Raw genomic sequence first — 23205 nt, forward strand, 5'->3', positions numbered from 1 at the left:
GAGCCGGGATGAGGCGGGATGAGCAGCGATGCTCCAGAGGCCTCGGATGGACCTGGGCCTCGGATGCACCTGGGCCTTGAATGCCCTTGGGCCTTGGATGCACGAAGGCCCGGACCGTGCGGTCCGGGCCTTCGTCTCGCAGACGCGAGTCCAGTAGCGGGGGCAGGATTTGAACCTGCGACCTCCGGGTTATGAGCCCGGCGAGCTACCGAGCTGCTCCACCCCGCGTCGTTGCGAAACCCCACTCTACGACATGGCCGGGGCCCGCACCAAATCCTGGTGCGGGCCCCGGCACGGTCCCGTCGTCGGGCGGGAGTCCGAAGCCTCAGGGAGCCTCGGTCTGGCCCGCGTCGTCGGTGCCGCCGTCGGTGCCGCCCGGCACGGTCACCGAGCCGCCGGCGGGGTTGGCCGCGACCGCGCGGTCGATGGCCTGGCGCAGCCGCTCCTGCGCCTCGCCGTAGGCCTCCCAGTCCTGCGGGTCGCTGGCGAGTGCCCGCTGACCGGCCTCGTAGGCCGCCTCGATCTCCGCGATCGCCTGGCCCAGCTCGCTGGCCGGGTCGACGGGCTCCGCCGGCTCGGCAGGTTCGGCCGGGTCACCCGGCTCCTCCGTCTCGCCCGGGTCCGGGACGGCGTCCTGACCGGGCTCGCCAGCTGCGCCGGCATCCCCGGCAGTGGCGCCGGAGTCACCGCCGAACAGCTCGTCCAGCGCCCCGTCCAGGGTGTCCGACCAGGCCAGCTCGTTGCCGAAGGCGACCACGACCACGCGCTGCAGCGGGTAGGCCGAGCCACCCCTCGCCTGGACGTAGATGGGCTCGACGTAGAGCAGCCCGTCGCCGACCGGCAGGGTGAGCAGGTTGCCCAGGATGACCTCCGAGCCCTGCTGCCGGTTCAGCGACAGGAACTGGGACAGGGTCTGGGCGAAGGCCTCGGAGTTCTCCGGGGAGGACTCGATGTCGTTCTGGAACTGGCCCGGGCCGCGGAAGGTGGTCTCCCGGGGCAGGGTCAGCAGCCGCAGCTGGCCGAAGTCCTCGCGGCGCTCCCCGGCCTGGGTGCCGGCGTTGGCGTCCACGGCCAGGTAGCCGGTGAGGTTCTGCCGTCCGGCACCGCGCGGGATGTAGGTGGTGGTGAGGCTGAACTGCGGCTCGTCCACCCCCGGCATCTGGATGGACAGGTAGTGCGGCGGGATGTCCGGCGGGTTGTCCCCGCCGACGCTCGGGTCCTCCGAGGTCCGCCAGAAGTCCTGGCCGGTGAAGAAGGCGTCCGCGGTCTCCACGTGGTAGCGCGACAGGATCTCCCGCTGCACCTTGAACAGGTCCTCGGGATAGCGCAGGTGCGACATCAGCTCCGAGCTGATCTCGCTCATCGGCTGGACCGAGTTCTCGAACGCCTGCGACCATGCCATGAGCAGAGGGTCCTCCTCGTCCCAGGCGTACAGCGTGACGGTGCCGTCGAAGGCGTCCACCGTGGCCTTGACCGAGTTGCGGATGTAGTTGACCTGGCCCGGCCCGATCGTCTGGATGTTCTGCGCGCTCTGCAGCGAGTCCTCGGTGACCTCGCCCAGCTCCTCCATCTGGCTGTAGGGGTAGCGGTCGGAGACGGTGTAGGCGTCGACGATCCAGGTCACCCTGCCGTCCACGACCGCCGGGTAGGGGTTGCCGTCCAGACGCAGCCACGGGGCCACCCGCTCCACCCGGTCCCGGGGCTCGCGGTGGTCCAGCATCTGCGACTCGCTGTTGATCGAGTCCGAGAGCAGGATGTTGACCTCGCGGTACTTGATCGCGTACGCCAGGCGCCTGAGCATGTCCCCCATGGGGACGCCGCCGTCGCCCTGATAGGTGTTGCGCACCTCGCCGGTCCCGGCTCCGCCACCGCTGGCCGGGTAGTCCAGCTCCCGGTCGGGGCCGTCCTCCGGACCGCCCACGATCGAGTACGGCGGGGAGTTCTCGCCGAAGTAGATGCGCGGCTCGTAGTCACCCAGCTCGCCGACCGGCGGGATGTTCCGCTCGTAGAAGATCGGCTCGCCCTCCGCCGAGCGCCGGTTGCCGTAGGCGGCGACGACGCCGAAGCCGTGGGTGTAGACGGTGTGGTCGTTGACCCAGTTGCGCTGGTCGGCCGGGATGCCGTCCAGGTTCAGCTCACGCAGGGCGATGACCGTGTCGACGGCCTCCCCGTCCACCTCGTAGCTGGCTACGTCGAGGGCGTCGGAGAACTGGTAGTAGTTGCGCACGCCCTGCAGCTGGCGGAAGGTCGGCGAGACCACCGAGGGGTCGACGATGCGGATCCCGGGGATGGTGTCCGCGTCAGCCCTCAGCTGGCCGGGTTCGACCTCGACCCGCGGGTCGTAGTCGACGCTCTCCACGTCGTCCAGACCGTAGGCGGCCCGGGTGCTTTCGATCGCCCGCTGGATGTAGGTCGCCTCCAGCTGCGCCTCCGAGGGCCGAACCCTCAGGGACTGCACCAGCGAGGGGTAGAGACCACCGAGGAGCAGCGCGACGACCACCAGGCCCACCAGCCCCACGATCGGCAGGCGCCAGGTCTTGCTCCAGATCGTGGACAGGAAGAACAGGGCCACGAGGATGGCCGCGACGGCCAGGATGGTGCGGGTGGGCAGGACGGCGTTGACGTCGGTGTACGTCATACCCGTGATCCGCGCGTGCTGGGTCATCGACAGTGAGTAGCGCTCGATCCAGTAGCCGCCTGCACGGACCAGCAGCAGCAGCGCCAGCAGCACCGACAGGTGGATCCGGGCGGCCTTCGTGGTGCGCGAGCCCCGCGGCTGGCCCTGCAGCTGCAGGCCGCCGTAGATGTAGTGGGTGAGCAGGGCCCCGATGAGGCTCAGCCCCAGTACCAACGTCGCGAAGGACACCAGCATCTGCCAGAACGGCAGGCTGAAGACGAAGAACCCGATGTCGATCTCGAAGTGCGGGTCGACCTCGCCGAACGGCTGACGGTTGAGGAAGAGCAGGACGGTCTGCCACTGGGACGCCGCGGCCGTGCCGACGAAGAGGGCGAGCACGGTGGGCACCGCGACGAAGACCAGCTTGCGCACGGGGTCCAGCGCGCTGCGGTAGCGGTCCAGCGCCGCCTGCTCGGGAGTGCTCGGTGCGTAGATGGGCCGGTGTCGCCAGGCCAGCCACAGTGCGGACCAGATGAGGGCCGCGGTGAACAGGCCCGCGATGAGGAAGAGCGAAACCTGGGTCACCAGGCGGGTGACGAGCACCTCGCGGAAGCCGACGGTCTCGTACCAGAGGAACTCGGTCCACAAGGTGGCGCCCCAGGTCAGCAGCCCCAGGACGACAGCCACGACCACCAGGGTCGGGATGAGCCGGTTGCGCGACCCGCGCCGGCCGGGGGCCCCGGGCCGGCCAGGACCGCCAGGACCACCCGGGCGTCGCGGCCCGGAAGGACCGCCACCACCGGGGCGCCCTGGGCCGCCTGCCCCACCGGGGCCACGCGCTCCCCCGGGGCCGCTCGCGCTGGCCCCACCCGCCCCAGGGCCGCCGCTCGGTCCGCCGGACCGAGGCGTGGAGTCGCCGATGGGGTCGTCCGGGTCGGGGCTGGGGTCAGGGTCGCGATCACTCACGCTTTCAGCCTAACCGTCGAACCTTGACGTCCCGACCAACGGGCTGAGTGGGACCATGGACGGGTGACCGACCTTCCAGAGTCCTCGCAGTCCTCGCAGTCCTCGTCCAGCCCTGGGTCCTCTCGGCCGCAGGATGCGCTGCTGAGGGCGGCCGTCGACACCGAGCGGCACGTGGCCCGGCTCGGGTGGGACCAACCACCCCGCCTGTTCGCCCTGGTGCGGACCGGGCTGCTGCGCGAGCGTGAGCCCAGCATGGCGTCCCAGCTGCAGCAGGCCGACGACGACGGCTACACGGCGGTGGAGCAGGAAGGGCTGCCGCCCACCTCGGACCTGGAGTCGTTGCTGGGCCGGATGGCCTGGCCCGAGGACGTCGAGGGCGTCGCCATGGCCGTCGAGCGGATCGTCGTGCCGCCGGAGGCCGAGCAGGATCTCCCGGAGGAGCCGGACGCGGCGACGGACCGGCTGGCGGCGCACCCGGACCGCAAGGACGTCCGGCTGCTCGCGGCCTGCCTCCGGGACGGCCGCAGCATCTGCCTGCTGCGCCAGCGCGACCACGACAGCGACGACGCGGTGGCGGTCGGACAGGACATCGCCCCGGGGCTGACGCACGCGCTGGCGATGACCCTGCGGGACTGACCGGCCGGGTCCTCCGGGTCAGGCTGGTGGCCGGGTCGGGCTCGTGGCCGCGGCAGGGGAGCGGGCCGGTCAGGCGCCGTCGAGCACGGACTGGCAGGTCGGCAGGTCCAGCCCGGACAGGTCCTGCACGCCCTCCGCCTGCTCGAGGGTGTCCAGTGCGTCCTCGAAGGTCTGCACGGGCACCACGACCAGGTCGTCGGGCTGGCCCGCCACCACCTCGTCGCAGTTGGCGGCAGGGCTGAGGAACAGGTCCACCCCGGCCTCGTGCGCGGCATACATCTTCTGGGTGATCCCGCCGATGCCGCCCACCTGGCCGGTCCCGCTGATCGTGCCGGTGCCGGCGATCGACCGGCCGTCGGTCAGTGGGCCAGGGGTCAGCTTGTCGTAGACGGCCAGGGAGAACATCAGCCCGGCGCTGGGTCCGCCGACGTTGCCGGCGTCGATGGTGATCTCGTAGGGCAGCTCGTAGCGCGGCGCCAGGTAGACCCCGACGATGGTCCGTCCGGTGTCCTCGGCGCGGGTCGTCGGCACGTCGAGGGTGACCTCCTCCCCCTCCCGCAGCAGGGTGAGCTCGACGTCCTCCCCCGGGGTCACGCCCTGGATGCTGTCCTGGACGGCCCGGGTGCTGGTCACCTCCTCGCCGGCCACCGCGAGGATCTGGTCCTCGACGTGCAGGACCCCGTCGGCCGGCGCCCCGACCATGACCTGGGCCACCACGACGTCCTCCGGCACGTCGACCCCGTGCGCCCGCAGCGCCACCACCGCGGCGTCCTGCTGCGAGTGCTGCATCAGCGCGGTGTTCTGCTCCCGCACATCCTCGGCCGTGACGTCCTCGGGGAAGACCATGTCGCGCGGCACGATGGTGGTGGCCGGGTCGAACTGCGACCGCAGCCACTCCCACGCGGTCAACGGGTCGCCCGGGCCCCCCTCGAGCCGGATGGTGGTGAAGAACAGGTGACCCTCGGTGTCCTCGTGGGTCTGCAGCTCCTCGTCCAGCTGCACGACCTCGGCGTCCCGGACGGTGCCCAGGGTGTCGTAGACGGGGCCGGGGTGGTAGACGACCCGAGGCAGGGTGACCAGGTTGAGAAGGCCGCCGACGAGGACGGCGAGCGCCACCGTCACCAGCAGGGCCGTGGCCCGGAAACCGACCCGGGTATGGGGTGGCCGCTCGGTCACAGGCCGACCCACTCGTGCCCGCCCTCCTCGAACTCCTGCCGCTTCCAGATCGGCACCCGCGCCTTGAGCTCCTCGATGAGCCTTCGCCCGCTCTCGAACGCCTCCGCCCGGTGCTCGGCCGAGACGGCGCAGACGACCGCCAGGTCTCCCACGGCAAGGTCGCCGGTGCGGTGCACGGCATACACCCCGTGGACCTCCTCGTCCGAGGCGACGTCCTCGGCGATGGCGCGCAGGGCGGCGGTGGCGTCGGGGTGCGCGGAGTAGCCCAGGCTGCTCACCCCGTCCCGGTCGCCGTCGTGGTTGCGCACCGTCCCCACGAAGATGGCGACCGCTCCGGCACGGGGGTGCCGCACCGCCTCCAGCGCCTCGTCGAGGGACAGCGGGCGGTCCCGGACGTCGACCACGATCTGCTCAGCACTCACCGCGTCATCATGCCGCATCCGGGCTGGGAACCGGCTGAGCACCCGCCGGGATGCGCGGCGGGCGGGCGGCGTGCGGCTGCCGCGTCCCCTCACCTGACCTGGCCGGTCGGGCCCCGCCCGCGACGACGCCGCATCAGCGCAGCGGTCGCGATCGCGGCCACCGCGGCGCTGGCCGCCCCGGCGGCCGCCGCCCCCACCGCGTCCCGGGCACCCACCCGGCGGGCCATGACGGCGCGATTGCCGCTGACCTCGTCGAGCAGCACGGCCAGGCAGGCGGCGTTGTCGTAGCGCGGACGCCACCCCGCCTGAGTGAGCCAGCCGGGCTCGCTGACCCACGGGTGGGCCACGTAGGCCAGGTCGGTCGCCGGGACGGGGACCACCCCCAGCCGGTGCAACCGGTCGGCGGCGGCGTAGGCGGTGCCTTCGGCGACGTCGATGCCGCGGATCCCCGAGAGCTCCTCCACCTGGCCCTGGGTCAGGGCTCCCCCGGCGGCCACGCTCACCTGCGCGGGCGGGTCGCTGTCCCCCTGAGCCACCGCCAGCAGCGCGGTCCCCAGGTCAGCGACGTGGCAGAAGGACCACAGCGGCTCGGTCCCCCGCAGCCGCAGGAGCCGGGGTGCCTCGAAGTGGCGGGTGATCATCGTGTCGACCCCCGGACCCACCAGGGCCGCCGGGCGCACGATCGTCGTGCGCAGACCGGGGTGCACGCTGGCGAGGGCGCGCAGCTCCTCCTCCACCGCGACCAGGTCGGCGACCAGACCCTCGGACTCCGCCGCCCGCCCCGGGTGGTCCTCCGGCAGGGGCACGGGGTTGTCGCGCCGGGCGCCGAAGACCATCGTGCTGGTGACGACGACCAGGTGAGCGACCCCGGCCGCCGCGGCGGCGGTCACCAGGGTCCGGACCTCGTCGATCTGCCGGGCCCGACGTGCGGCGGGCTGCACCTCGAGCACGTGCGTCAGGTCAGGGTCGAAGGCGACGTGCAGCAGCACGTCGACGTCGTCGAGGGCAGCCACCACGGAAGGGGCAGCGACGTCCCCCGGTCGCCAGTCGACCCCCTCCAGCCGACCGGCCCGGGCATCGAGGCCGACCACCTGCACGCCTGCCGCGACCAGCTCCTGGGCGAGGGCGCCACCGAAGGCCGAGGCGGCACGGGTGAGCGCCAGCCGCGGTGCTGGCGTCGGGCTCCGGCGCGATGCCGGGGCACTCGCGGAACTCACGAGGGGTCTCCTGGTGTTGGACCTGGTGCTGGACAAAAGAACGAGGCAGGCCGTGGGCCTGCCACCGACCGTCGCGGCCAGGCGGTCGCCGTGGCAGGCTGGGGTCAGCACCAGACCTAGGAAGGAACACTACGTGTCCGATCATCAGCCCGCCGACCGTCCCGACGAGCCGGACCCGCTGGAGGCGCTGTTCGGCGGCCCGGTGCCACCACCGATGCGGGAGGCGCTGGAGGCGATGGGGCTGACGGACCTGGACCCGTCGCAGGTGGCGCAGATGCGGGCCCAGATCCAGATGCTCATGGGCGGCGCGGCAGGTGGGGACCAAGGACCGGTGGACGAGACGTTGGCGCACGACGTGGCCCGCCAGCTGGTCGCCCAGAACGGCGACTCCTCGATCGGGGACAGCACCCGGCGCGACGTCGCCCAGGTCGTCCAGGTCGCGAACCTGTGGCTGGATCAGGTCACCGACCTGCCCCGGCCGGACGGCGACGGGGTGGCCCTGAGCCGGGCCGAGTGGGTGGAGCGCACCCTGCCGCTGTGGCTGCGCCTGACCACACCGGTGGCCGAGGGTCTGCAGGCCGCGATGACCTCCGCCGTCCAGCAGCAGCTGTCCTCCTTCGGCGAGGACGACGCCCCGCCGATCCCGGGGATGCCCCCGGGGATGAACCCGGCGGCGCTGATGGGGCAGATGGAACCGATGGTCCGGCGGATGTCCGGTGCCATGTTCGGCGGTCAGGTGGGTCAGGCGGTGGGCACCCTGGCCGGGGAGATCCTTTCCGGCACCGAGGTGGGCCTGCCGATGCTGGAGGACGAGTCGGTGGCGATCCTGCCGGCCAACGTCGCCGCCTTCGCCGAGGGGCTGGAGGTCGATCCGGGCGAGGTGCACCTGTACCTGGCGGTGCGGGAGGCCGCCCGCGTGCGGCTCTTCGCCGCCGTGCCGTGGCTGGGCCCCCAGCTGCTCACCGCCGTCGAAGACTATGCCCGTGACATCACCATCAACACCGAGGGCATCGAGGAGGCCGTGCGCCAGGTCGACCCGCAGGACCAGGAGGCCATGCAGCAGGCCGTCGGCGAGAGCCTGTTCGCGCCGGACCCGAGCCCGGCCCAGCAGGCTGCGCTGACCCGTCTCGAGACGTTCCTGGCCCTGGTCGAGGGCTGGGTCGACGTCGTCACCGCCCAGGCGGTCTCCCAGCACCTCCCCCACGCGGACGCCCTCGCCGAGGCCGTCCGCCGTCGGCGGGCCACCGGCGGGCCGGCGGAGAAGACCTTCGCCTCCCTGGTGGGCCTGGAGCTGCGCCCGCGCCGCATGCGGGACGCCGCCAACCTGTGGGCGGCGCTGGAGGACCGGCACGGTCGCGACGCCCGGGACGAGGCCTGGGGCCACCCTGACGTCGCCCCCACCGGGGCGGACCTGGACGACCCTCTGGGCTACGTCGAGCGGCACGGTGCCGCGGCCGCCGACCTCACGGTGACCGACGAGGACATCGAGCGGCTGCTCAGCGGCGGGGAGGACGACCGGCCGTCCGGGCCCGACGACGAGCCACAGGAGGGTTCCGCCGACCGCTGAGCGCGGCGCCAGCCGACCACGCGGCCACCACGCGGGCCGGTAGGTGGCCCCCTGCCCCCACTCGGTGGCAGGGGGCTCTGTGGACAACGAACGGAGCCGTGCGGCATTGGTGACAGGCTCGGGGGATGGACCGCCCCATCCCGTCGCCCCGCCGCCTGCCGGTGTCGACGGGTGAGCGAGCCGGCGCAGTCGGTGACCCGCCGTCGGCGGGCTCCGGCATGGTCCACCTGCGACGACCCGACGGCCGGCTCCAGGTGGGGGTGGGCCCGCGTTCCTGGTTGGTCCAGGGATGGTCCCCGGCGTCCTCGCCCGCGACAGGTCCCGCCTCCCTGCTGGTGCAGGCTCTCTCGGGGCAGGGCCCGCGCCGCGAGGAGGCCACGGCTCGGCCCTGTCGCGTGGTCGGCCACGGAGAGCTCGCCACCGAGGTACGGCGCCACCTGCAGCCGGCGGCCGACCCCGTGCCCACAGGCGGCCCGGTGGTGCTGGTCAGCGCGTATGCGGTGCCGGTCGGCACGGCACGCCGGCCTGACCTCGCGGGCGTCCCGGTGCTGCCCGTCGTGGCCCAGAGCAGCAGGGTGGTGGTCGGCCCCTGGACGGGACGGCCGTCGGGACCGTGCCTGCACTGCCTCGACCTGCACCGGACCGACGCCGACCCCGCCTGGCCGGCGCTGGCCGCGGCCCTGGACGACCCCGTGACCTGCCCCCCTGCACCGCTGCACCCTGCGGATGTGCGGGCCCTGGTGAGCGCCCTGACCGGTCTGCTGGTCAACGGGCTGGGGAGCGACGGACGGGACGAGGAGGGGCTGGCCTACGAGGTGGGGGCGCAGCGGCCGCACCTGGTCCTGCGTAGATGGCCCGTCCACGCGGCCTGCCCGTGGCACCCGGTCGGAACGGGCGCCACGGGCAGGTGGGGTTGAGGTGGGCTGAGCGGGTCGAGGCGGAGGCGAGATGGGCAGACGGGCCGGCTCAGGCCGCGACCTCGTCCTTGCGGGGCCGGCCGCGGGGCCGCTTGCGCGGCACCACTGCCCCTTGGAGGACGAGCTGGCCGCCCCACACGCCCCAGGGCTCGCGGCGCTCCAGGGCCCCGGCCAGGCAGTCCTGACGCAGGGGGCAGGCCTGGCACAGTGCCTTGGCCTCCTCCACCTCGTGGGGGAGCTCGGCGAACCACAGGTCGGCGGGGTGCTCCTGGCAAGGCAGACCGGTCCGGGCCGGTCCGCCGCCGAGGAGCGTGGTGAGAGCCGGTGCGTTCTGCGCGACGAGGGTGTCCACGTCGGGTCCTTCCTGGCGTTGTCGGTGCTGGTCGTCGGTGCGATGCGGTGCGATCGTCATGGCGTGGCTCCTGGGTGCGGATCCGCGGTGGCCGGGACGCCGGTCGACTCTGGTCGAGACAACGACAACGGCCGCGAATCCTCAGACGAGGACTCGCGGCCGGAAGGTAGGCGGTGGGTGCCTAGGTGATCCGGACGGGGGTCTCGTCCTGGGTGGGGTCAAAGATCGGCTGGGGCGTGGGCACGAGGTGGCCGAAGGGAGCGCCCAGACGGACACTGCCGCCGAGGCTGCCCGCGATGACGCCGGAGGCGCGCAGGCGGGAGGCCGAGAGGGCGGGCAGGGTGGTGGGCAGGGTCGAGCCGTGCACGCTGGTGCCGATGCCGGTGACGATCGCGTTCTCCATGTCTTCCACCCTCCTCTCGTGCTGCGTGTGACCCCACAGGCGTACCGCCGTGGGCTGAACGCAGCAACTGTAGAACCTGCCGAGGTCCGTGCGCAACGGATTAAACGACAGCATCTCCTGACCGTGGTCCACGCTCACCTGAGGACGGCCAGCACGTCCTTGCCGTAGAGGTCCAGCTTGCGCTCGCCCACCCCGGAGATCTGCTGGAGCGCAGCCCGGTCGCCGGGCACCGTCTCGGCGATCGCGGTGAGGGTGGCGTCGGTGAAGACCACGTACGCCGGGACGCCGGCTTCCTGGGCGGTGCGACGTCGCCACTCGCGCAGCGCCTCGAAGACCTCGGGGTCGTAGGTCGGCGGACATGCCGTGCAGCGCCCGACCTTGCGCTCTGCTGCCGTGGAGATCAGGGTGCCGCAGGTGCGGCAGGTTCGGGGCGTCCGTGTCACCGTCCGCCGCTTGCGGCCCCCGCCGCGGCTGCGTGCCGGACGGGCGCCCGCGGCCGGGCCGAGCACGTCGACGGCCGGGGCCAGGAACCTGGACACCGAGCGGCTCGACCTGCCGCCCGACCGGCTCTGGGCCCAGCTCAGGTGCAGCCGCTGCCGGGCTCTGGTCACCCCGACGTAGAGCAGGCGCCGTTCCTCCTCGACCCGTTCGGGCGTGTCGGCCAGCGTGATGGGCAGCAGGCCCTCGCTGCAGCCGACGAGGAAGACCGCGTCCCACTCCAGGCCCTTGGCGGCATGCAGCGAGGCCAGGGTGATCCCCTCGACCGTAGGGGCGTGCTGGTCCTGGGCGCGGCGCTCCAGCTCGGTGACCAGGTCGGGCATCCGGGCTCCTGGCGTCTGGGCGGCGAGGTCGTCGGCGAGCACGGCGAGCGCCTGCAGGCTCTCCCAGCGCTCCCGCACCGCGCCACCCTGGCCCGGAGCCTCCGGGGCGTACCCGGCGCCGGCGAGCACGTCCCGGGTCAGCTCGCCGAGCGGCTTGCTCCCGTCGTCAGAACGGACCGCTCCGCGCAGCAGGACCAGGGCGTTGCGCACCTCGGTCCGGGAGAAGAACCGCTCTCCACCGCGGACGAGGTACGGGACGCCGGCGCGTGACAGGGCGGTCTCCAGCGCCTGCGACTGGCTGTTGGTCCGGAACAGGATGGCGACCTCGCTGGCCGGCACGCCCTGGGCGAGCGCGTCGCGGACCCCTTCCGCTACCCCCTCGGCCTCGGCCTCGTCGTCCGGATAGGACTGCAGCACCGGAGCGGCGCCGGCCGGGCGTTGAGCGACCAGGGAGCCGGACCCCAGCACGAGGTTGGCCAGGTGGATCACCTGCGGGGTGCTGCGGTAGTTGCGCACCAGCCGCACCGTGCGGGCGCCGGGGTGGCGGGTGGCGAAGCCGAGCAGGTGGTCGGCCGAGGCACCGGTGAAGGAGTAGATCGACTGGGCCGGGTCGCCGACCACGCACACGTCGTGACGGTCCCCCAGCCACAGGTCGAGGAGGTGCTGCTGGAGCGGGTTGACGTCCTGGTACTCGTCGACCACGAAGTGGCGGTACTGCTCCCGCACCTGCGCCGCGACCTGAGGGTGCTCGGCCAGGAGGCCCACCGTCAGCAGCAGCACGTCCTCGAAGTCGATGACGTGTCGCTCGGCGCAGACCTCGTGGTAGACCTCCATCAGCCGCGACATCGCGGTCGCGTCGAGGTCGGCGACGCCGCGGCTCTCGGCGCGGGCGCGCTCCAGGTAGGTCTGGGGCGTGAGCATCGACACCTTGGCCCACTCGATCTCCGCCGCGACGTCGCGCAGCGCGGTCCTGTCCAGCCCCAGCCGGAGGCGGCCGGCGGCCTCGACCACCGCGGGGACCTTGTGCGAGAGCACGCCGGGCGGGGCACCACCGACCGCCTGCGGCCAGAAGAACTGCAGCTGGCGCAGGGCCGCGGCGTGGAAGGTCCGGGCCTGCACCCCTTGCACGCCCAGGCCGCGCAGCCGGGTACGCATCTCGCCGGCGGCCCGCGCGGTGAAGGTCACCGCGAGCACCTGGCGCGGGCTGTAGGCACCGGCGAGCACGCCGTAGGCGATACGGGACGTGATCGCTCTCGTCTTGCCGGTGCCGGCGCCGGCGAGGACCACCATGGGACCCAGGGGCGAGGTGGCGACCTCCAGCTGTTCGGGGTCCAGGGACTTCAGGATGCGGTCGGCGTCGGCAGCACTCACCGCGGCTCCCGCGGCTCGCGCAACCGGCCCCCGAACCACTCCTCGATCAGCCGCCGCGCGATGGAGACCCGCATCGGCAGGGTGACCTCGCCCGAGGCCACCTCGCGCGCGAGCCGCTCCCGGTCGTACCACTGCGCCTCCCGCAGCTCCACCGGGTCCACCACGAGATCGGTGGAGGTGGCGACCGCCCGGAAGCCCAGCATGAGCGAGGCCGGGAACGGCCACGGCTGGTTGCCCCGGTAGACGAGGTTGGTGACGGCGATGCCCACCTCCTCCTGCACCTCGCGGATGACCGCCGCCTCCAGCGACTCCCCCGCCTCGACGAAACCGGCGAGGACGGAGACCCGGTGCTCGGGCCAGGCCACGCCGGAGCCGAGCAGCAGCCGGTCGTCGACGTCGGTGACCGCCATGATCACGGCGGGGTCGGTGCGCGGGTGGTGCTGGGAGCCGTCGGTCGGGCACACGCGGACCCACCCGCCCTGCTCGATGACGGTCCGGGCCCCGCAACGGGGGCAGTGCTGGTGCCGGTGGTGCCACTCCGCCAGCGCGGTGGCGCTGGTGAGCAGGCCGGCGTCGCGGTCGTCGAGATCGGCTCCGACCTCGCGCAGCCCGCGCCAGACGATCTCGGCGCCCTCGGGGCCGCCAGAGACACCGGGCGGCTCCGTCTCGTCGGCGGCGTCCACCTCGTCCTCGACGGCGAGGTAGGTGCGCCCGTCCTCGACACCCAGCAGCCACGGCTGCGGGGCGTCCTCCGGGCGGGGCGGACGCAGCGCGAGTCGTGGACGATCACCCCCCACGACGGCTGCGGTGCCGGCGCGCAGGGTGAGGACCCGGGTGTCCGGGTCGGACAGCGCAGCGGTGATCGCTTCCGGGTCCGTGCGCAGGGCGCCGGCCCGGTGGACCGTCGATCGGGACAGGGACAGGTCCAGGAAGGTCTCGTCGGGTCCGCTCACCCGGCCACTGTAGGCGTCCGGCCCGACAAGCTCGGGACGTGCCGGGCCACCTGCCCCCGGTCGGCGGCGCCACGGCATACGGTGTGTGCGTGATGCGCAGCGACCTGGCCCTGGCCGCCCTGGCGAGCGCCGCGGTGCCCGGCATGAAGCCGGTGGCCGTGGCCGGTCTCGCCCTCCCGCTCGACGAGCAGCCCGACCATCAGCGCGCGGTCGTGGAGGACGCGACCGGACGACGATGGGTCATCCGCTCCCCGCTCACCCCGGTCGCCGGCGCGCGCCTGCTGCGCAACGACGAGCTGGTCCGCCAGCTCTCGCGCCACCTGCCGTTCAAGGTGCCCAGCCCCGTCGGCCGGGCGCAGGTGGGCCAGGACGGGTATGCCGTGGTCTACCCGCACGTGGAGGGCCTCCCTCTGGACTTCACGCGGCTGCCGCCCGGACCCGGGCTGGCCAGCGCCATCGGCCGGGCGGTCGCCGCCGTGCACAACATCCCGCGGGAGGTGTTCGAGGCCCAGGACGTGCCGGTCTTCGACGCGCCCGGGACCCGGCAGCGGCTCACCGCGATCGTGGACCGGGCCGCGGAGACGGGCCGGGTCCCGACCGGGCTGCTGGCGCGGTGGGAGGAGGCCTTCGACGCCGCCCCGCTGTGGCAGTTCGCCACCACCCCGGTGCACGGCGCCTTCCGCGGCGGCGCGGTGCTGGTGGTCTTCGCCGACGACGACGCCAGCAGTGGGCGGGTCGTCGCCGTCACCGACTGGGAGGAGGCGATGGTGTCCGACCCGGCACTCGATCTGGCCGACCTCTACGCCCGGACCGCCCCGGCCACCTGGGAGTCCGTGCTCGACAGCTACGTCCTGGCCCGGGCCCAGCGGCCCGACCCCTACCTGCACGCCCGCGCCCGCCTGCTCTCGGAGACGAACCGGCTCAGCGGCCTGTCCCAGGCGGTCGCCGACGACGACGAGGACCGGGTCCGGCAGATCGTGGAGTCGCTGCGCCGGATGGACCGGTTGACCGAGGACGAGGACTCCTTGGTGCCGGTGACGGCTCGCGGGGTCGGCGCCAGCGTCCCGTTCGGCACCAGCGCGGTCGAGGACCACCGCGAGCGCCACCGTGAGGACGACAGCGAGCACCACAACGTCGCCGAGGAGCGCAGCGCCGGCGGGGACCATGGCGGCGGCGCCGGAGCGACCGCGGCCACGCAGGTCATCTCTTCGATTCCTGGTCCCACCGACGACGCAGACGTGACCGCCGAGGTGCCCGTGCCGTCCTGGGAGGACGTACAGCCGACGTCACCCTCGGACAGCGATGACGGCGAGGGCCGCGATGTCGGTGGACTCGGCGAGCGCCGCGATCTCGGGGAGGCCGGCGATGGCGGCGAGAGCGGTGTGCAGGACGGTGAGGCGCAGACCGACGACCTGCACACCGACCAGGGTGCTGACGACGCGGCCCCGGAGGGCGAGCCAGGCGAGGCAGAGGGCGCCGAGGACCAGAGAAGGGGCGCCGAGGATGAAGGGGAGGCGCCGGACGTGGAGGAGCTCGACGACGAGGAGCGTCTCCACGAGCTGTACGGCATGCCCGCCCCTTCCCGCGACGACGGCTGACCGTCCGCCGTCAGGCGAGGGCGTTTCCGGCGTCCGTCACCAGCGCGCTCACCAGGGTCTCGACCTCCTGCTCCCCGGGCAGGGGCGGTCGGACCGTCTCGCCGCTGCGGGCGTAGAAGAAGGCTGCGCGCACCAGCTCGGGGTCGCGTCCGGTGAGCCGGGCATAGGCGATGCGGTAGACGGCGAGCTGCAGGGCACGCTGCCGCTGCTGCTCGGCGGAGCCGGGCGAGCCGGTCTTCCAGTCGACGATGGTCACGCCCCCGTCGGGGTCAGGGAAGACGGCGTCCACGCGACCCCGCACGCTGCGTCCGCCCACGACCGTCTCCAGGGCCACCTCGACCTCCAGGGGTGAGCGGTCGGCCCATTCGCTGGCGAGGAAGCTGCGTCGCAGGTGCTCCAGGTCAGCCGGTTCCGCGGTGTCGTCGAGCTGCAGATCGTGCAGGTCGACCAGCGTCGCGGTGGCGTAGTGCTGCTCCACCCACGCGTGAAAGGCGGTGCCCACCCTGGCCTGGGATGCGGGCGGGGTGGGCAGGGGACGCCGCAACCGGCGGCGGAAGCCGTCCGGGTCGCTCGCCAGCTCGACCAGGGACGAGGTCGACAGGTGTTCCGGCACGGGTGTGCCGTCCAGGCGCCGCGAACGCTCGGCGCGCTCGGCCAGCAGCAGCTCGACGAGCTCACCCCAGCGGTCGTCACCCACCCCCATGGGCAGGTGGCCCTGGCTCGACGCCTGCCGCGCGGACAGCAGGGCGGTCGACACGTCCAGGACGGCGCGTCGTCGCTCGTCCCGCGCCACCGGCCAGGTCGCCGTGACCTGCTCGGCCAGGCGTGGGTTCGACATCTGCTCGGGGTCGTCGGGGTCGGGCATCTCCAGCCACGCGCGGGCACGCACGCCCGGGAGGTCTCGCACGTCGTCCAGGAACCGGGAGGTGACCCGGGGGCGGGTGCCCGTGGACCAGACCGGCGCGGTGAGCAGCATCCGGTGGCGGGCCCGGGTGTAGGCGACGTAGGCCAGCCGCCGCTCCTCCTGCACCGAGAACCGTCCCTGCGCCAGCTCGAGCTCCTCGAGCTCGCTGCGCAGGGCCCGGGTGTGCGGCACCGAGAGCCAGCCGATGTCGGGACGGCCCTGTCGGTCACCCCGCAGCGGGGTCGGCAGCCGCCCGATCCCGGCCAGCCAGCCCTTCTCGCGGCGCTCCTTCACCTGCCACCGACCGTCGGCGCACACGGGCGTGAGACGGCCGGACGGGAAGGTCCCCTCCACCAGTCCGGGCACCGCGACGGCGTCCCACTCCAGACCCTTCGCGGCGTGCACGGTCAGCACCTGGACGGCCGAGGTGTCGACGCTGACCTCGGCCAGCTCGGGCACCTCGACGCCCTCCAGGCCACGCTCATGCTCCCGCGCCGCGTCCAACCAGTCCAGGAAGCCGCCGAGGGTCACCCGGTCGGCACCCGCGGCATACCCCGCCGCGACGTCCGCCAGGGCGTCCAGCGGCGCCCTTCCCCAGCTGGGGTGCAGGTCGGGATCGGAGGCCACCTCGATGTCCAGCCCGAGCAGCCGCTCCCCCTCCACGACGAGGTCGGGCAGCGGCAGGCCGCTCAGGCGACGAACCGCGCCCAGCACGCCGCTGAGCCACCCGACCCGCGCCTGGCCCTCGGGACTGAGGTGCTCACCACCGGGGCCCACCCACCCGGACGGTGGGGGATGCTCGACGGCCTCGGCCAGCACTGGCGCGTGCCCGCGCTCCCCCGCCGCCTCGGCGCCAGCCTGCCGTGCGTCGAGGCGGGCCCAGGCCCACAGCGCGTCGATGTCCGCGGCTCCCAGCCGACACACCGGGCCAGCGAGCAGACGCATCGCCTGGTCACCCCGCGTCGGCTCCTGCGCCAGCCAGAGCAGGGCGACCAGGTCGAGCACCTCGGGGGTGTCGAGCAGGCCACCCAGACCGACCACCTCGACCGGGAGCCCGCGTCTGCGCAGCGCGTCGACCACCGCCGGGAACTGTGCGCGGGCGCGGCACAGCACCGCCGCCGTGGAGGTCGCCGGCTCGGCCCACCGCTCCTGCACCCAGTCAGCGACCAGCTCCGCCTCGGCGACGTGGTCCAGCACCCGCGCGACCTCGACCCCACCGTGCTCCGCGCCCGGGCCGGGGCGCAGGGTGGCGACCGGCACCTCGGTCGACTCCCGCAGCGGGGCCGCCACCGCGTTGGCCGCGTCCAGGATCAGCCGGTCGTTGCGCCAGGACGTGGTGAGCTGCAGCACCTCCGCCGGTCTGCCGTCCAAGGCGAACTCGTTCGGGAACCGGGTCAGCGTGGTGGCGCTGGCGCCTCGCCAGCCGTAGATCGACTGGTGCGGGTCACCCACGGCGGTGACGCTCAGGTCATGACCGGCGAACAACGACGTGAGCAGGACCATCTGCGCCTCGGAGGTGTCCTGGAACTCGTCGAGGAGCACGGCACGGAACCGGGTCCGTTCGGCCTGCCCCACGTCGGGGACGTCCCGGGCCAGCCGGGCCGCCAGCGCCATCTGGTCACCGAAGTCCAGGGCGCCCCGGGCGGCCTTGGCCCGCCGGTAGTCCTCCACGAGCGGGTAGAGCAGCGCCTGCACCCTCAGCACCTCCGCCGTCTTCTCCCCGACCTTCAAGGGCTGGCCCTCGTGGCCCAGGTCGACCAGCCGGTCGGCGACCCGGGTGAGGAAGCGGGTGGCCTCCGCCGGCTCGACGAGGTGCTCGCCCAGCTCCCCAGCCAGGGCGAGGACTGCCCGGACCACCGTGGCGGGCGCGGAGGTGAGGCCCGGCAGGTCACCCTCGTGCCGGTGCACGAGGTCGTGGGCAAGCTGCCAGCAGGCGGCCTCGGACAGGAGCACCGAGTCGGGCTCGACGCCCAGCCGCAGGCCGTGCTCGTCGACGAGCCGGCCGGCGTAGGCGTGGTAGGTGGAGATGGTGGGGAGGTCGAAACCGTCACCCTCCAGGGACGGGTCGTCCCCCAGGGGGTCGGTCTCCACCCAGAGGCCGACCTCCCGGAGGCGCCGCAGCTTGCTGCTGAGCCGCGCGCCCAGCTCGAGCGCGGCCTTGCGGGTGAAGGTCAGCCCGAGCACATCCTGCGGGGCGACGAGCCCGTTGGCGACGAGCCAGACGACCCGCGCAGCCATCGTCTCCGTCTTCCCCGACCCCGCCCCGGCCACCACGACGGTCGGCCGCAGCGGCCCCTCGATGACGGCCTGCTGCTCCGCGGTGGGCGGCGGGGTGCCCAGGGCCAGGGCGAGGTCGAGCGCCGAGAAGCGCACTCCCTGCTGCGTCGTCGTCGCGGTCAACGTTGGGCTCCTTCGGGCTGCAGCGGGCAGGCGAAGCGCGCGGGGCAGGACCGGCACCGGCGCTCCAGGTCGTGTGCGGCGAACTGCGCCCCCCGCATGCCCTCACCGACGTCCAGGACCAGGCGGCGGGCGGCATCAGGGTCCGGTCGGTCACCGAGGGGTGGCTGCTCCTGGGCCACCGGTCCGGAGGCGCCCAGCTGGACGAGGCGGGCGCCACCGCTGGTGGTCCCGGCGTCGAAGGCGCCGGCCTCCACCGCCACCTGGTAGGCCGCCAGCTGGGCATGCTCCCCGACCTCGGCCTGCGTCGGCTTGGTCCGGCCCGTCTTGAGGTCGACCACGATCAGGCGCCCCTGCTCGTCCCGCTCCAGCCGGTCGACCGCCCCGACGAGCCGGACGGTGCGGTCCGGGTCGGTGGGGCCCTCCGCAGGGTCGTCGGGCTCGCCCTGCTGTCCCGCGACAGGGGCGTCGTCGGGCACGGTCACCGACAGCTCGAGCTCGGTGCCGATCAGCTCTCGCCCCTCGGCCGCAGCTTCGCGCACGTAGGTGGCGTAACGGCCCAGCATCTCCTGGGCCTGGCCCAACGCCCGGTCCGCCACCCACCCGGCCGGCAGCTCCAGGTCGGGCCAGCGGCGCAGGAGGTCTTCGCGCAGCTCCTCGACGGTCCCGGCCGGGGCCTCGGCGATGACGGCGTGCACGAGGGTGCCGATCTCGGCCGCCCTGGCCTCCCCCGTCTCGGCGCCGCGTGCGGTGAGGAACCACCGCAGCTGGCAGTCCTGGAAGGTCTGCACCTTGGAGGGGGAGACACGCACCGGGCCGTCAGGGCGGACCGGCCGGCCCACGGAGACGTCCCTGACCTGCCACCAGGAGCCGGGGCCCGCGCCGGCGACCCCCTCGGCGTCCAGCCGGGCCAGCAGGTCGACCGCACGGTCGCGACCGGCCAGGTCACCCTCGCGCTGGCACCGGACGGCCGTGCGCCGCATCTCACCGACCAGCCCACGCAGGGTCATCGGCGCGGGCACCTCGACCGGAGGATGCTCGCGGTAGGTGGGGTCCACCAGGTCGAGCAGGACGGACGGCTGCTCGTCGGTGCTGCTCGTCGCCGTCACCAGCAGTGCCTCCCGGGACCGGGTGACCGCCACGTGGAACTGCCGCAGCTCATCGGCCCGCACCTGCGCCTGGGCAGCCCGCCACGCCCCGGCACCGTCCATGGCCCGCCCCTGGAGTGCGGCGACCAGCGCCTCCGCCCCCAGCAGGGTGTCCCGCAGGCGCAGATCCGGCCAGACGCCGTCCTGCACCCCCACGATCGCTGCCCGGCGCCACCGGCGGCCTGCGGCCGCCTGCGGGGTGAGCACCTCCACCGCGCGCTGACGCCGCGCGCCCACCACGAGGGTGTCCGCAGCGACCTCGGCCGACCGCACCAGGGTGAGGAAGCTGCGGGCACGACTGCCTGGCAGGCGTTCCACGAAGCTCTCGGCTGCTCCGAAGAGGACGAGCATCGCATCCAGGTCGCGGTCGGCGCGCGCGCCGAGGGCACCCCCGGCCAGTGCCTGCGAGGTCCACAGGTCGGCGACCTCGCTGGTCCGCCAGAGCGCCCAGAGGACGTCCTCGGCAGTGCCCTGGGGACCCTCGGCCGACGTCCGGTGGGCGGCGGCGCCGGCCTCCAGCACCCGGCCGACCCGGACCAACCCCTCCAGCGCCGGGTCGACGTCGGAGTCGGGGGCGCGCCACAGCTGGGGGTCGCTCACCAGCTCGGCGAGCAGCTCGTCCGCGCGTCGGGTGCCACCGGCAGCGAGCTCGGTGGCACGCACCCGGCGGCGCAGCCGACGCAGGGCAAGCGGGTCCAGCCCTCCGATCGGGCTGCCGAGCAGCTCCACCGCCTCCTCGGGCGTCAGCCACCAGGTCCGGTCGTCATCCTGCTCCTGCGGGCCGCGCGTGGCGATGTCGAAGGCGAGCAGGAACGGCAGCACCGCGGGGTCCTGGCCGAGCGGAACGCCAGCGCGATCCAGGTGCACGGGCACTCCCCCGGTGGCCAGCGCCCGCCGGACCGTCTCCTGCTGCCGACCTGACCTGGCCAGGACCACCAGCTCCTCCCACGGGACACCGTCGACCAGGTGCGCCCGCCGCAACCAGCGCGCCACGTGCGCCGCCTCCTGGGCCGCGCTCCGCGCCAGGGACACCGAGACGACGCCGTCACCCTGACCTGGCTCCGGCCGGCGGTGCGCTCGGCTGCCCGTCACGCCGACGCGTTCGGCGACCCTGTCCGCCACCCTGGCGACCTCGCCCGCGGACCCGTGCCGGTGCCGCAGGACCACGGTGGGGACGGTCGTGGACGTCTCGCCCGCCCCGGCCCGCGGCACGCGCTCGTGCCAGCGGCCCGCCAGGTCCACGAACGCGCCTGGCAGCGCACCCCGGAACCCCTGGGTAGCGGCGTCCGGGTCGCCGACCAGGACCGCGGCCGCCGTCGAGGGCCTGAGGACGTCCAGCAGCCGGACCGCGGAGGCGGTGAGCTCCTGGGCGTCGTCGACGACGACCACCTCGATCTTGTCCTGCACCACCTGGCGCAGCTCGTCGTCGTCCTCCAGCGCGTCCGCCGCCGCGGTGCAGATCCAGGCCGGGTCGTAGCTGCCCGGATCGGACAGCGCCGTGACCTGGTCGTACTCGGCGAGCACCTGCGCCGCGCACGCCCACTCAGGACGGTCGTGGGCCTGCGCCAGCTCCTCCAGGTCAGCCGGCGCCAGCCCGTGCTCGACGGCCCGCATCAGCAGGTCCCGCAGCTGGGCGCGGAAGCCCGTGGTCGGCAGCGCCGGGCGCAGGCGGTCCGGCCACCGTGGCCCGGTGCCCAGCTCCTGGTGGCCGATGAGCAGCTCGCGCAGGACCACATCCTGCTCGGCGCCGGAGATCAGCCGCGGGCCCGGCTCGCCGGAGCGGGCGGCGGCCAGCCGGAGCACGGCGAACGCCAGGGATGCCGCGGTGCGGGCCATCGGCTCGGTATGCGTACGGCCCAGACCCGATCCGATCTGGGTCCGCAGCCGGGCCGCCGCGGGGCGGGTGGGCGCCAGCACCAGGCACCGGTCCGGAGAGGTGCCCGCAGCCACCCGGTGTCGAACGTGCTCCACCAGCGCGGTGGTCCGGCCGGTCCCTGGCGCACCGAGCACGAGCAGTACACCGTCGCGGTGCTCGACGACGGCGATCTGGTCAGCGTCCAGACGCGGGTGCGGGGAGAGGGACATGGGCTCATCACATCATCGCGCCCCGACAGACCCGCGCCGGACGGGGCCCGCCCCTGCATCGTCCGCGCGGGCCCCCCCTAGGATGAGCGGAACGCACCCCAGGAGCCGCCCGTGAGCACCACCCCGCCCGAGAACCGTCCGCGCCTGCGCCGTGACCAGCGGCGCGCCCAGCTGCTCGGCGCTGCCCTGGACGCCTTTTCCGAGGGTGGTTACCACCAGACGCTCATGGACGACATCGCCGAGCGGGCCGGGGTGAGCAAGCCGGTGCTCTACCAGCACTTCGACAGCAAGCTCGACCTCTACCTCGCGATCGCGCGCGGCGTCGCCGACGAGGTGTTGACGACCCTGAGCGGCGCGCTCGCCTCCTCGGACAGCAACCCGGAGCGGGTCAGGGCCTGCGTGGCCACCTTCTTCGACTTCGTCGACCGCCCGGGATCGGGCTTCCCCCTGCTCTTCGCCTCCGACATGGGCCAGGAGCCGGCCGTGGCCGCCCTGCTCGAGGAGACCCGCCGGGCCTCCGGGGATGCACTGGCGGCTGAGGTCGCCGAGGCGACGAGCCTGCCGCGCGAGGAGGCGGTGCTGGTCGGCATGGCCCTCGCCGGCGTGGCGCAGACCGCGGCGATGCACTGGTACCAGTCCCCCGGAGACCTCTCCAAGGAGCGAGCCACCGACCTCGTCGTCGCCCTCGCCTGGGGTGGACTGGACGGACTGCCCGTGGAGGGCGAGACCGAGGAGCAGCACGACGCGGGCTAGGCTGAAGGCTTGCGTCGGGGCCCGTCCAGGTCCCGTCCACGATCTTGAGGAGGTATGCCCATGGAGGTTCGAATCGGCATCCGTGATGTCGCCCGCGAGGTGGCTTTCGAGTCCGCTCAGACCCCCGACCAGGTCCGTGCCACCGTCGCCGAGGCCGTCTCTGCCGGCGCCGGGATGCTGGAGCTGGCCGACGAGAAGGGCCTGATGGTGCTCGTCCCCGTCTCGGCACTGGGGTATGTCGAGATCGGCGCCCAGGACAAGGGCCGGGTCGGCTTCGGCGCCCACTGACGCATCCCGCGGCAGGACCGGGCCGCTTGAGACCGTCTCCGGCAGCCAGCAGACGGGACTGCCCTGCACACTCAGGTGGCAGGTGGGACGGGAGGTAAGTAGCGTGAACGCCGTTCCAGCGGAAGTTGCACTCTCGCTGGACCGGCAGGGCAAACCTTGCTGACCGTCGCAGAAAGGGAAACACCACCATGATCGGCACCATCATCGCCGCCCTGGTCGCCGGACTGATCGTCGGGCCGCTGGCGCGTCTTATCCTGCCGGGCCGCCAGAACCTGTCCGTGGGCATGACCGTCCTCCTGGGGGCGGTCGGCTCGCTGCTGGGCGTCTTCCTCGGCTCGTTGTTCTTCGACTACGAGGGCGGCCCGCTGAACTTCTGGGGCCTGCTCTTCGGTATCGGCGGCGCGCTCATCGTCGTGCTGGCCTATGGCGCCATCACCGGCAACAAGGGCTCCCAGGGGCGCGTCTCCCGCTGACCGCACACCGTGACCGCCTCGGCGCGCCTTCCCCTCGGGAGGGCGCGCCGAGTCCGTTGCCGGGTGGTCACGCGACCATCGTTGGTGCCGCGGGTCTCCTCGGGTAGGCTTGGTCCGTTCACCGGTGACCGGTCGGCCGCC

At 73.7% G+C, this 23205-nt stretch carries 17 protein-coding genes and 1 tRNA gene; 7 read left to right on the forward strand and 11 right to left on the reverse strand.

The features are described from left to right. Window positions 1-154: 154 nt before the first annotated feature. Window positions 155-228 (reverse strand) — tRNA-Met (locus ESZ52_RS13585). Window positions 229-325: 97 nt separating this feature from the next. Then, the gene (locus tag ESZ52_RS13590) at window positions 326-3304 is read right to left on the reverse strand and encodes a UPF0182 family membrane protein (protein ID WP_238154436.1); all 2979 of its coding nucleotides are present in this window, start codon (window positions 3302-3304) and stop codon (window positions 326-328) included. Between the two features lie 342 nt (window positions 3305-3646). Here ESZ52_RS13590 and ESZ52_RS13595 point away from each other — a divergent pair, with 342 nt between their 5' ends. Further along, window positions 3647-4219, forward strand: a complete 573-nt coding sequence (locus ESZ52_RS13595; RefSeq protein WP_238154437.1) for a PPA1309 family protein — start codon at window positions 3647-3649, stop codon at window positions 4217-4219. A 69-nt stretch (window positions 4220-4288) separates the two neighbouring features. Here ESZ52_RS13595 and ESZ52_RS13600 read toward each other — a convergent pair whose 3' ends face one another. The 3 genes from ESZ52_RS13600 to ESZ52_RS13610 all read right to left on the reverse strand — a co-directional run bounded on the left by ESZ52_RS13600 (window position 4289) and on the right by ESZ52_RS13610 (window position 7034). Then, a complete protein-coding gene (locus ESZ52_RS13600; RefSeq protein WP_131105402.1) occupies window positions 4289-5395 on the reverse strand; it encodes a YlbL family protein in 1107 nt (368 codons plus the stop codon). Continuing rightward, window positions 5392-5817, reverse strand: a complete 426-nt coding sequence (locus tag ESZ52_RS13605) for a molybdenum cofactor biosynthesis protein MoaE (RefSeq protein ID WP_238154438.1) — start codon at window positions 5815-5817, stop codon at window positions 5392-5394. The genes ESZ52_RS13600 and ESZ52_RS13605 overlap by 4 nt, the downstream gene beginning before the upstream one ends. 89 nt (window positions 5818-5906) lie before the next feature. Next, window positions 5907-7034, reverse strand: a complete 1128-nt coding sequence (locus tag ESZ52_RS13610) for an NAD-dependent epimerase/dehydratase family protein (RefSeq protein ID WP_131105404.1) — start codon at window positions 7032-7034, stop codon at window positions 5907-5909. A gap of 133 nt (window positions 7035-7167) precedes the next feature. On the opposite strand from ESZ52_RS13610, the gene ESZ52_RS13615 reads away from it, so the two are divergent. Both ESZ52_RS13615 and ESZ52_RS13620 read left to right on the forward strand, forming a co-directional pair. Beyond that, window positions 7168-8601, forward strand: coding sequence for a zinc-dependent metalloprotease (locus tag ESZ52_RS13615; RefSeq protein ID WP_131105405.1), 1434 nt, complete (start codon window positions 7168-7170; stop codon window positions 8599-8601). A gap of 125 nt (window positions 8602-8726) precedes the next feature. Continuing rightward, the gene (locus ESZ52_RS13620) at window positions 8727-9518 is read left to right on the forward strand and encodes a hypothetical protein (protein ID WP_131105406.1); all 792 of its coding nucleotides are present in this window, start codon (window positions 8727-8729) and stop codon (window positions 9516-9518) included. A 49-nt stretch (window positions 9519-9567) separates the two neighbouring features. On the opposite strand, the gene ESZ52_RS20020 is transcribed toward ESZ52_RS13620, so the two are convergent. The 4 genes from ESZ52_RS20020 to nudC form a co-directional block, all read right to left on the reverse strand. Then, window positions 9568-9930 (reverse strand): WhiB family transcriptional regulator, encoded by a 363-nt coding sequence (locus ESZ52_RS20020; protein ID WP_131105407.1) that lies wholly within the window; start codon window positions 9928-9930, stop codon window positions 9568-9570. Between the two features lie 121 nt (window positions 9931-10051). After that, complete coding sequence (locus ESZ52_RS13630; RefSeq protein ID WP_131105408.1) at window positions 10052-10273, reverse strand: hypothetical protein; 222 nt, start codon at window positions 10271-10273, stop codon at window positions 10052-10054. 134 nt (window positions 10274-10407) lie between these two features. Beyond that, on the reverse strand, window positions 10408-12465 hold the full coding sequence (locus ESZ52_RS13635; RefSeq protein ID WP_131105409.1) for an ATP-dependent DNA helicase UvrD2: 2058 nt from the start codon (window positions 12463-12465) through the stop codon (window positions 10408-10410). Continuing rightward, window positions 12462-13418: an NAD(+) diphosphatase gene (nudC, locus tag ESZ52_RS13640; RefSeq protein WP_238154439.1), complete on the reverse strand. Its 957-nt coding sequence runs from the start codon at window positions 13416-13418 to the stop codon at window positions 12462-12464. Before nudC ends, ESZ52_RS13635 begins: the two co-directional genes overlap by 4 nt. A 92-nt stretch (window positions 13419-13510) precedes the next feature. Here nudC and ESZ52_RS13645 point away from each other — a divergent pair, with 92 nt between their 5' ends. Next, window positions 13511-15016 (forward strand): phosphotransferase, encoded by a 1506-nt coding sequence (locus ESZ52_RS13645; RefSeq protein WP_238154459.1) that lies wholly within the window; start codon window positions 13511-13513, stop codon window positions 15014-15016. Between the two features lie 10 nt (window positions 15017-15026). Here the strand turns inward: ESZ52_RS13645 and ESZ52_RS13650 are convergent, their stop codons facing one another. Beyond that, a complete protein-coding gene (locus ESZ52_RS13650; RefSeq protein ID WP_131105412.1) occupies window positions 15027-18320 on the reverse strand; it encodes an ATP-dependent helicase in 3294 nt (1097 codons plus the stop codon). Next, on the reverse strand, window positions 18317-21550 hold the full coding sequence (locus ESZ52_RS13655; protein ID WP_131105413.1) for a UrvD/REP family ATP-dependent DNA helicase: 3234 nt from the start codon (window positions 21548-21550) through the stop codon (window positions 18317-18319). The genes ESZ52_RS13650 and ESZ52_RS13655 overlap by 4 nt, the downstream gene beginning before the upstream one ends. 111 nt (window positions 21551-21661) lie before the next feature. Between ESZ52_RS13655 and ESZ52_RS13660 the strand changes: the two genes are divergently transcribed. The 3 genes from ESZ52_RS13660 to ESZ52_RS13670 all read left to right on the forward strand — a co-directional run bounded on the left by ESZ52_RS13660 (window position 21662) and on the right by ESZ52_RS13670 (window position 23064). Next, window positions 21662-22303: a TetR/AcrR family transcriptional regulator gene (locus ESZ52_RS13660; protein ID WP_131105414.1), complete on the forward strand. Its 642-nt coding sequence runs from the start codon at window positions 21662-21664 to the stop codon at window positions 22301-22303. Window positions 22304-22363: 60 nt separating this feature from the next. Beyond that, window positions 22364-22591, forward strand: a complete 228-nt coding sequence (locus ESZ52_RS13665; RefSeq protein ID WP_131105415.1) for a DUF3107 domain-containing protein — start codon at window positions 22364-22366, stop codon at window positions 22589-22591. Between the two features lie 188 nt (window positions 22592-22779). Further along, a complete protein-coding gene (locus ESZ52_RS13670) occupies window positions 22780-23064 on the forward strand; it encodes a GlsB/YeaQ/YmgE family stress response membrane protein (protein WP_131105416.1) in 285 nt (94 codons plus the stop codon). Window positions 23065-23205: the final 141 nt, after the last annotated feature.

This window comes from Ornithinimicrobium sufpigmenti, assembly GCF_004322775.1.
Classification (GTDB): domain Bacteria; phylum Actinomycetota; class Actinomycetes; order Actinomycetales; family Dermatophilaceae; genus Ornithinicoccus; species Ornithinicoccus sufpigmenti.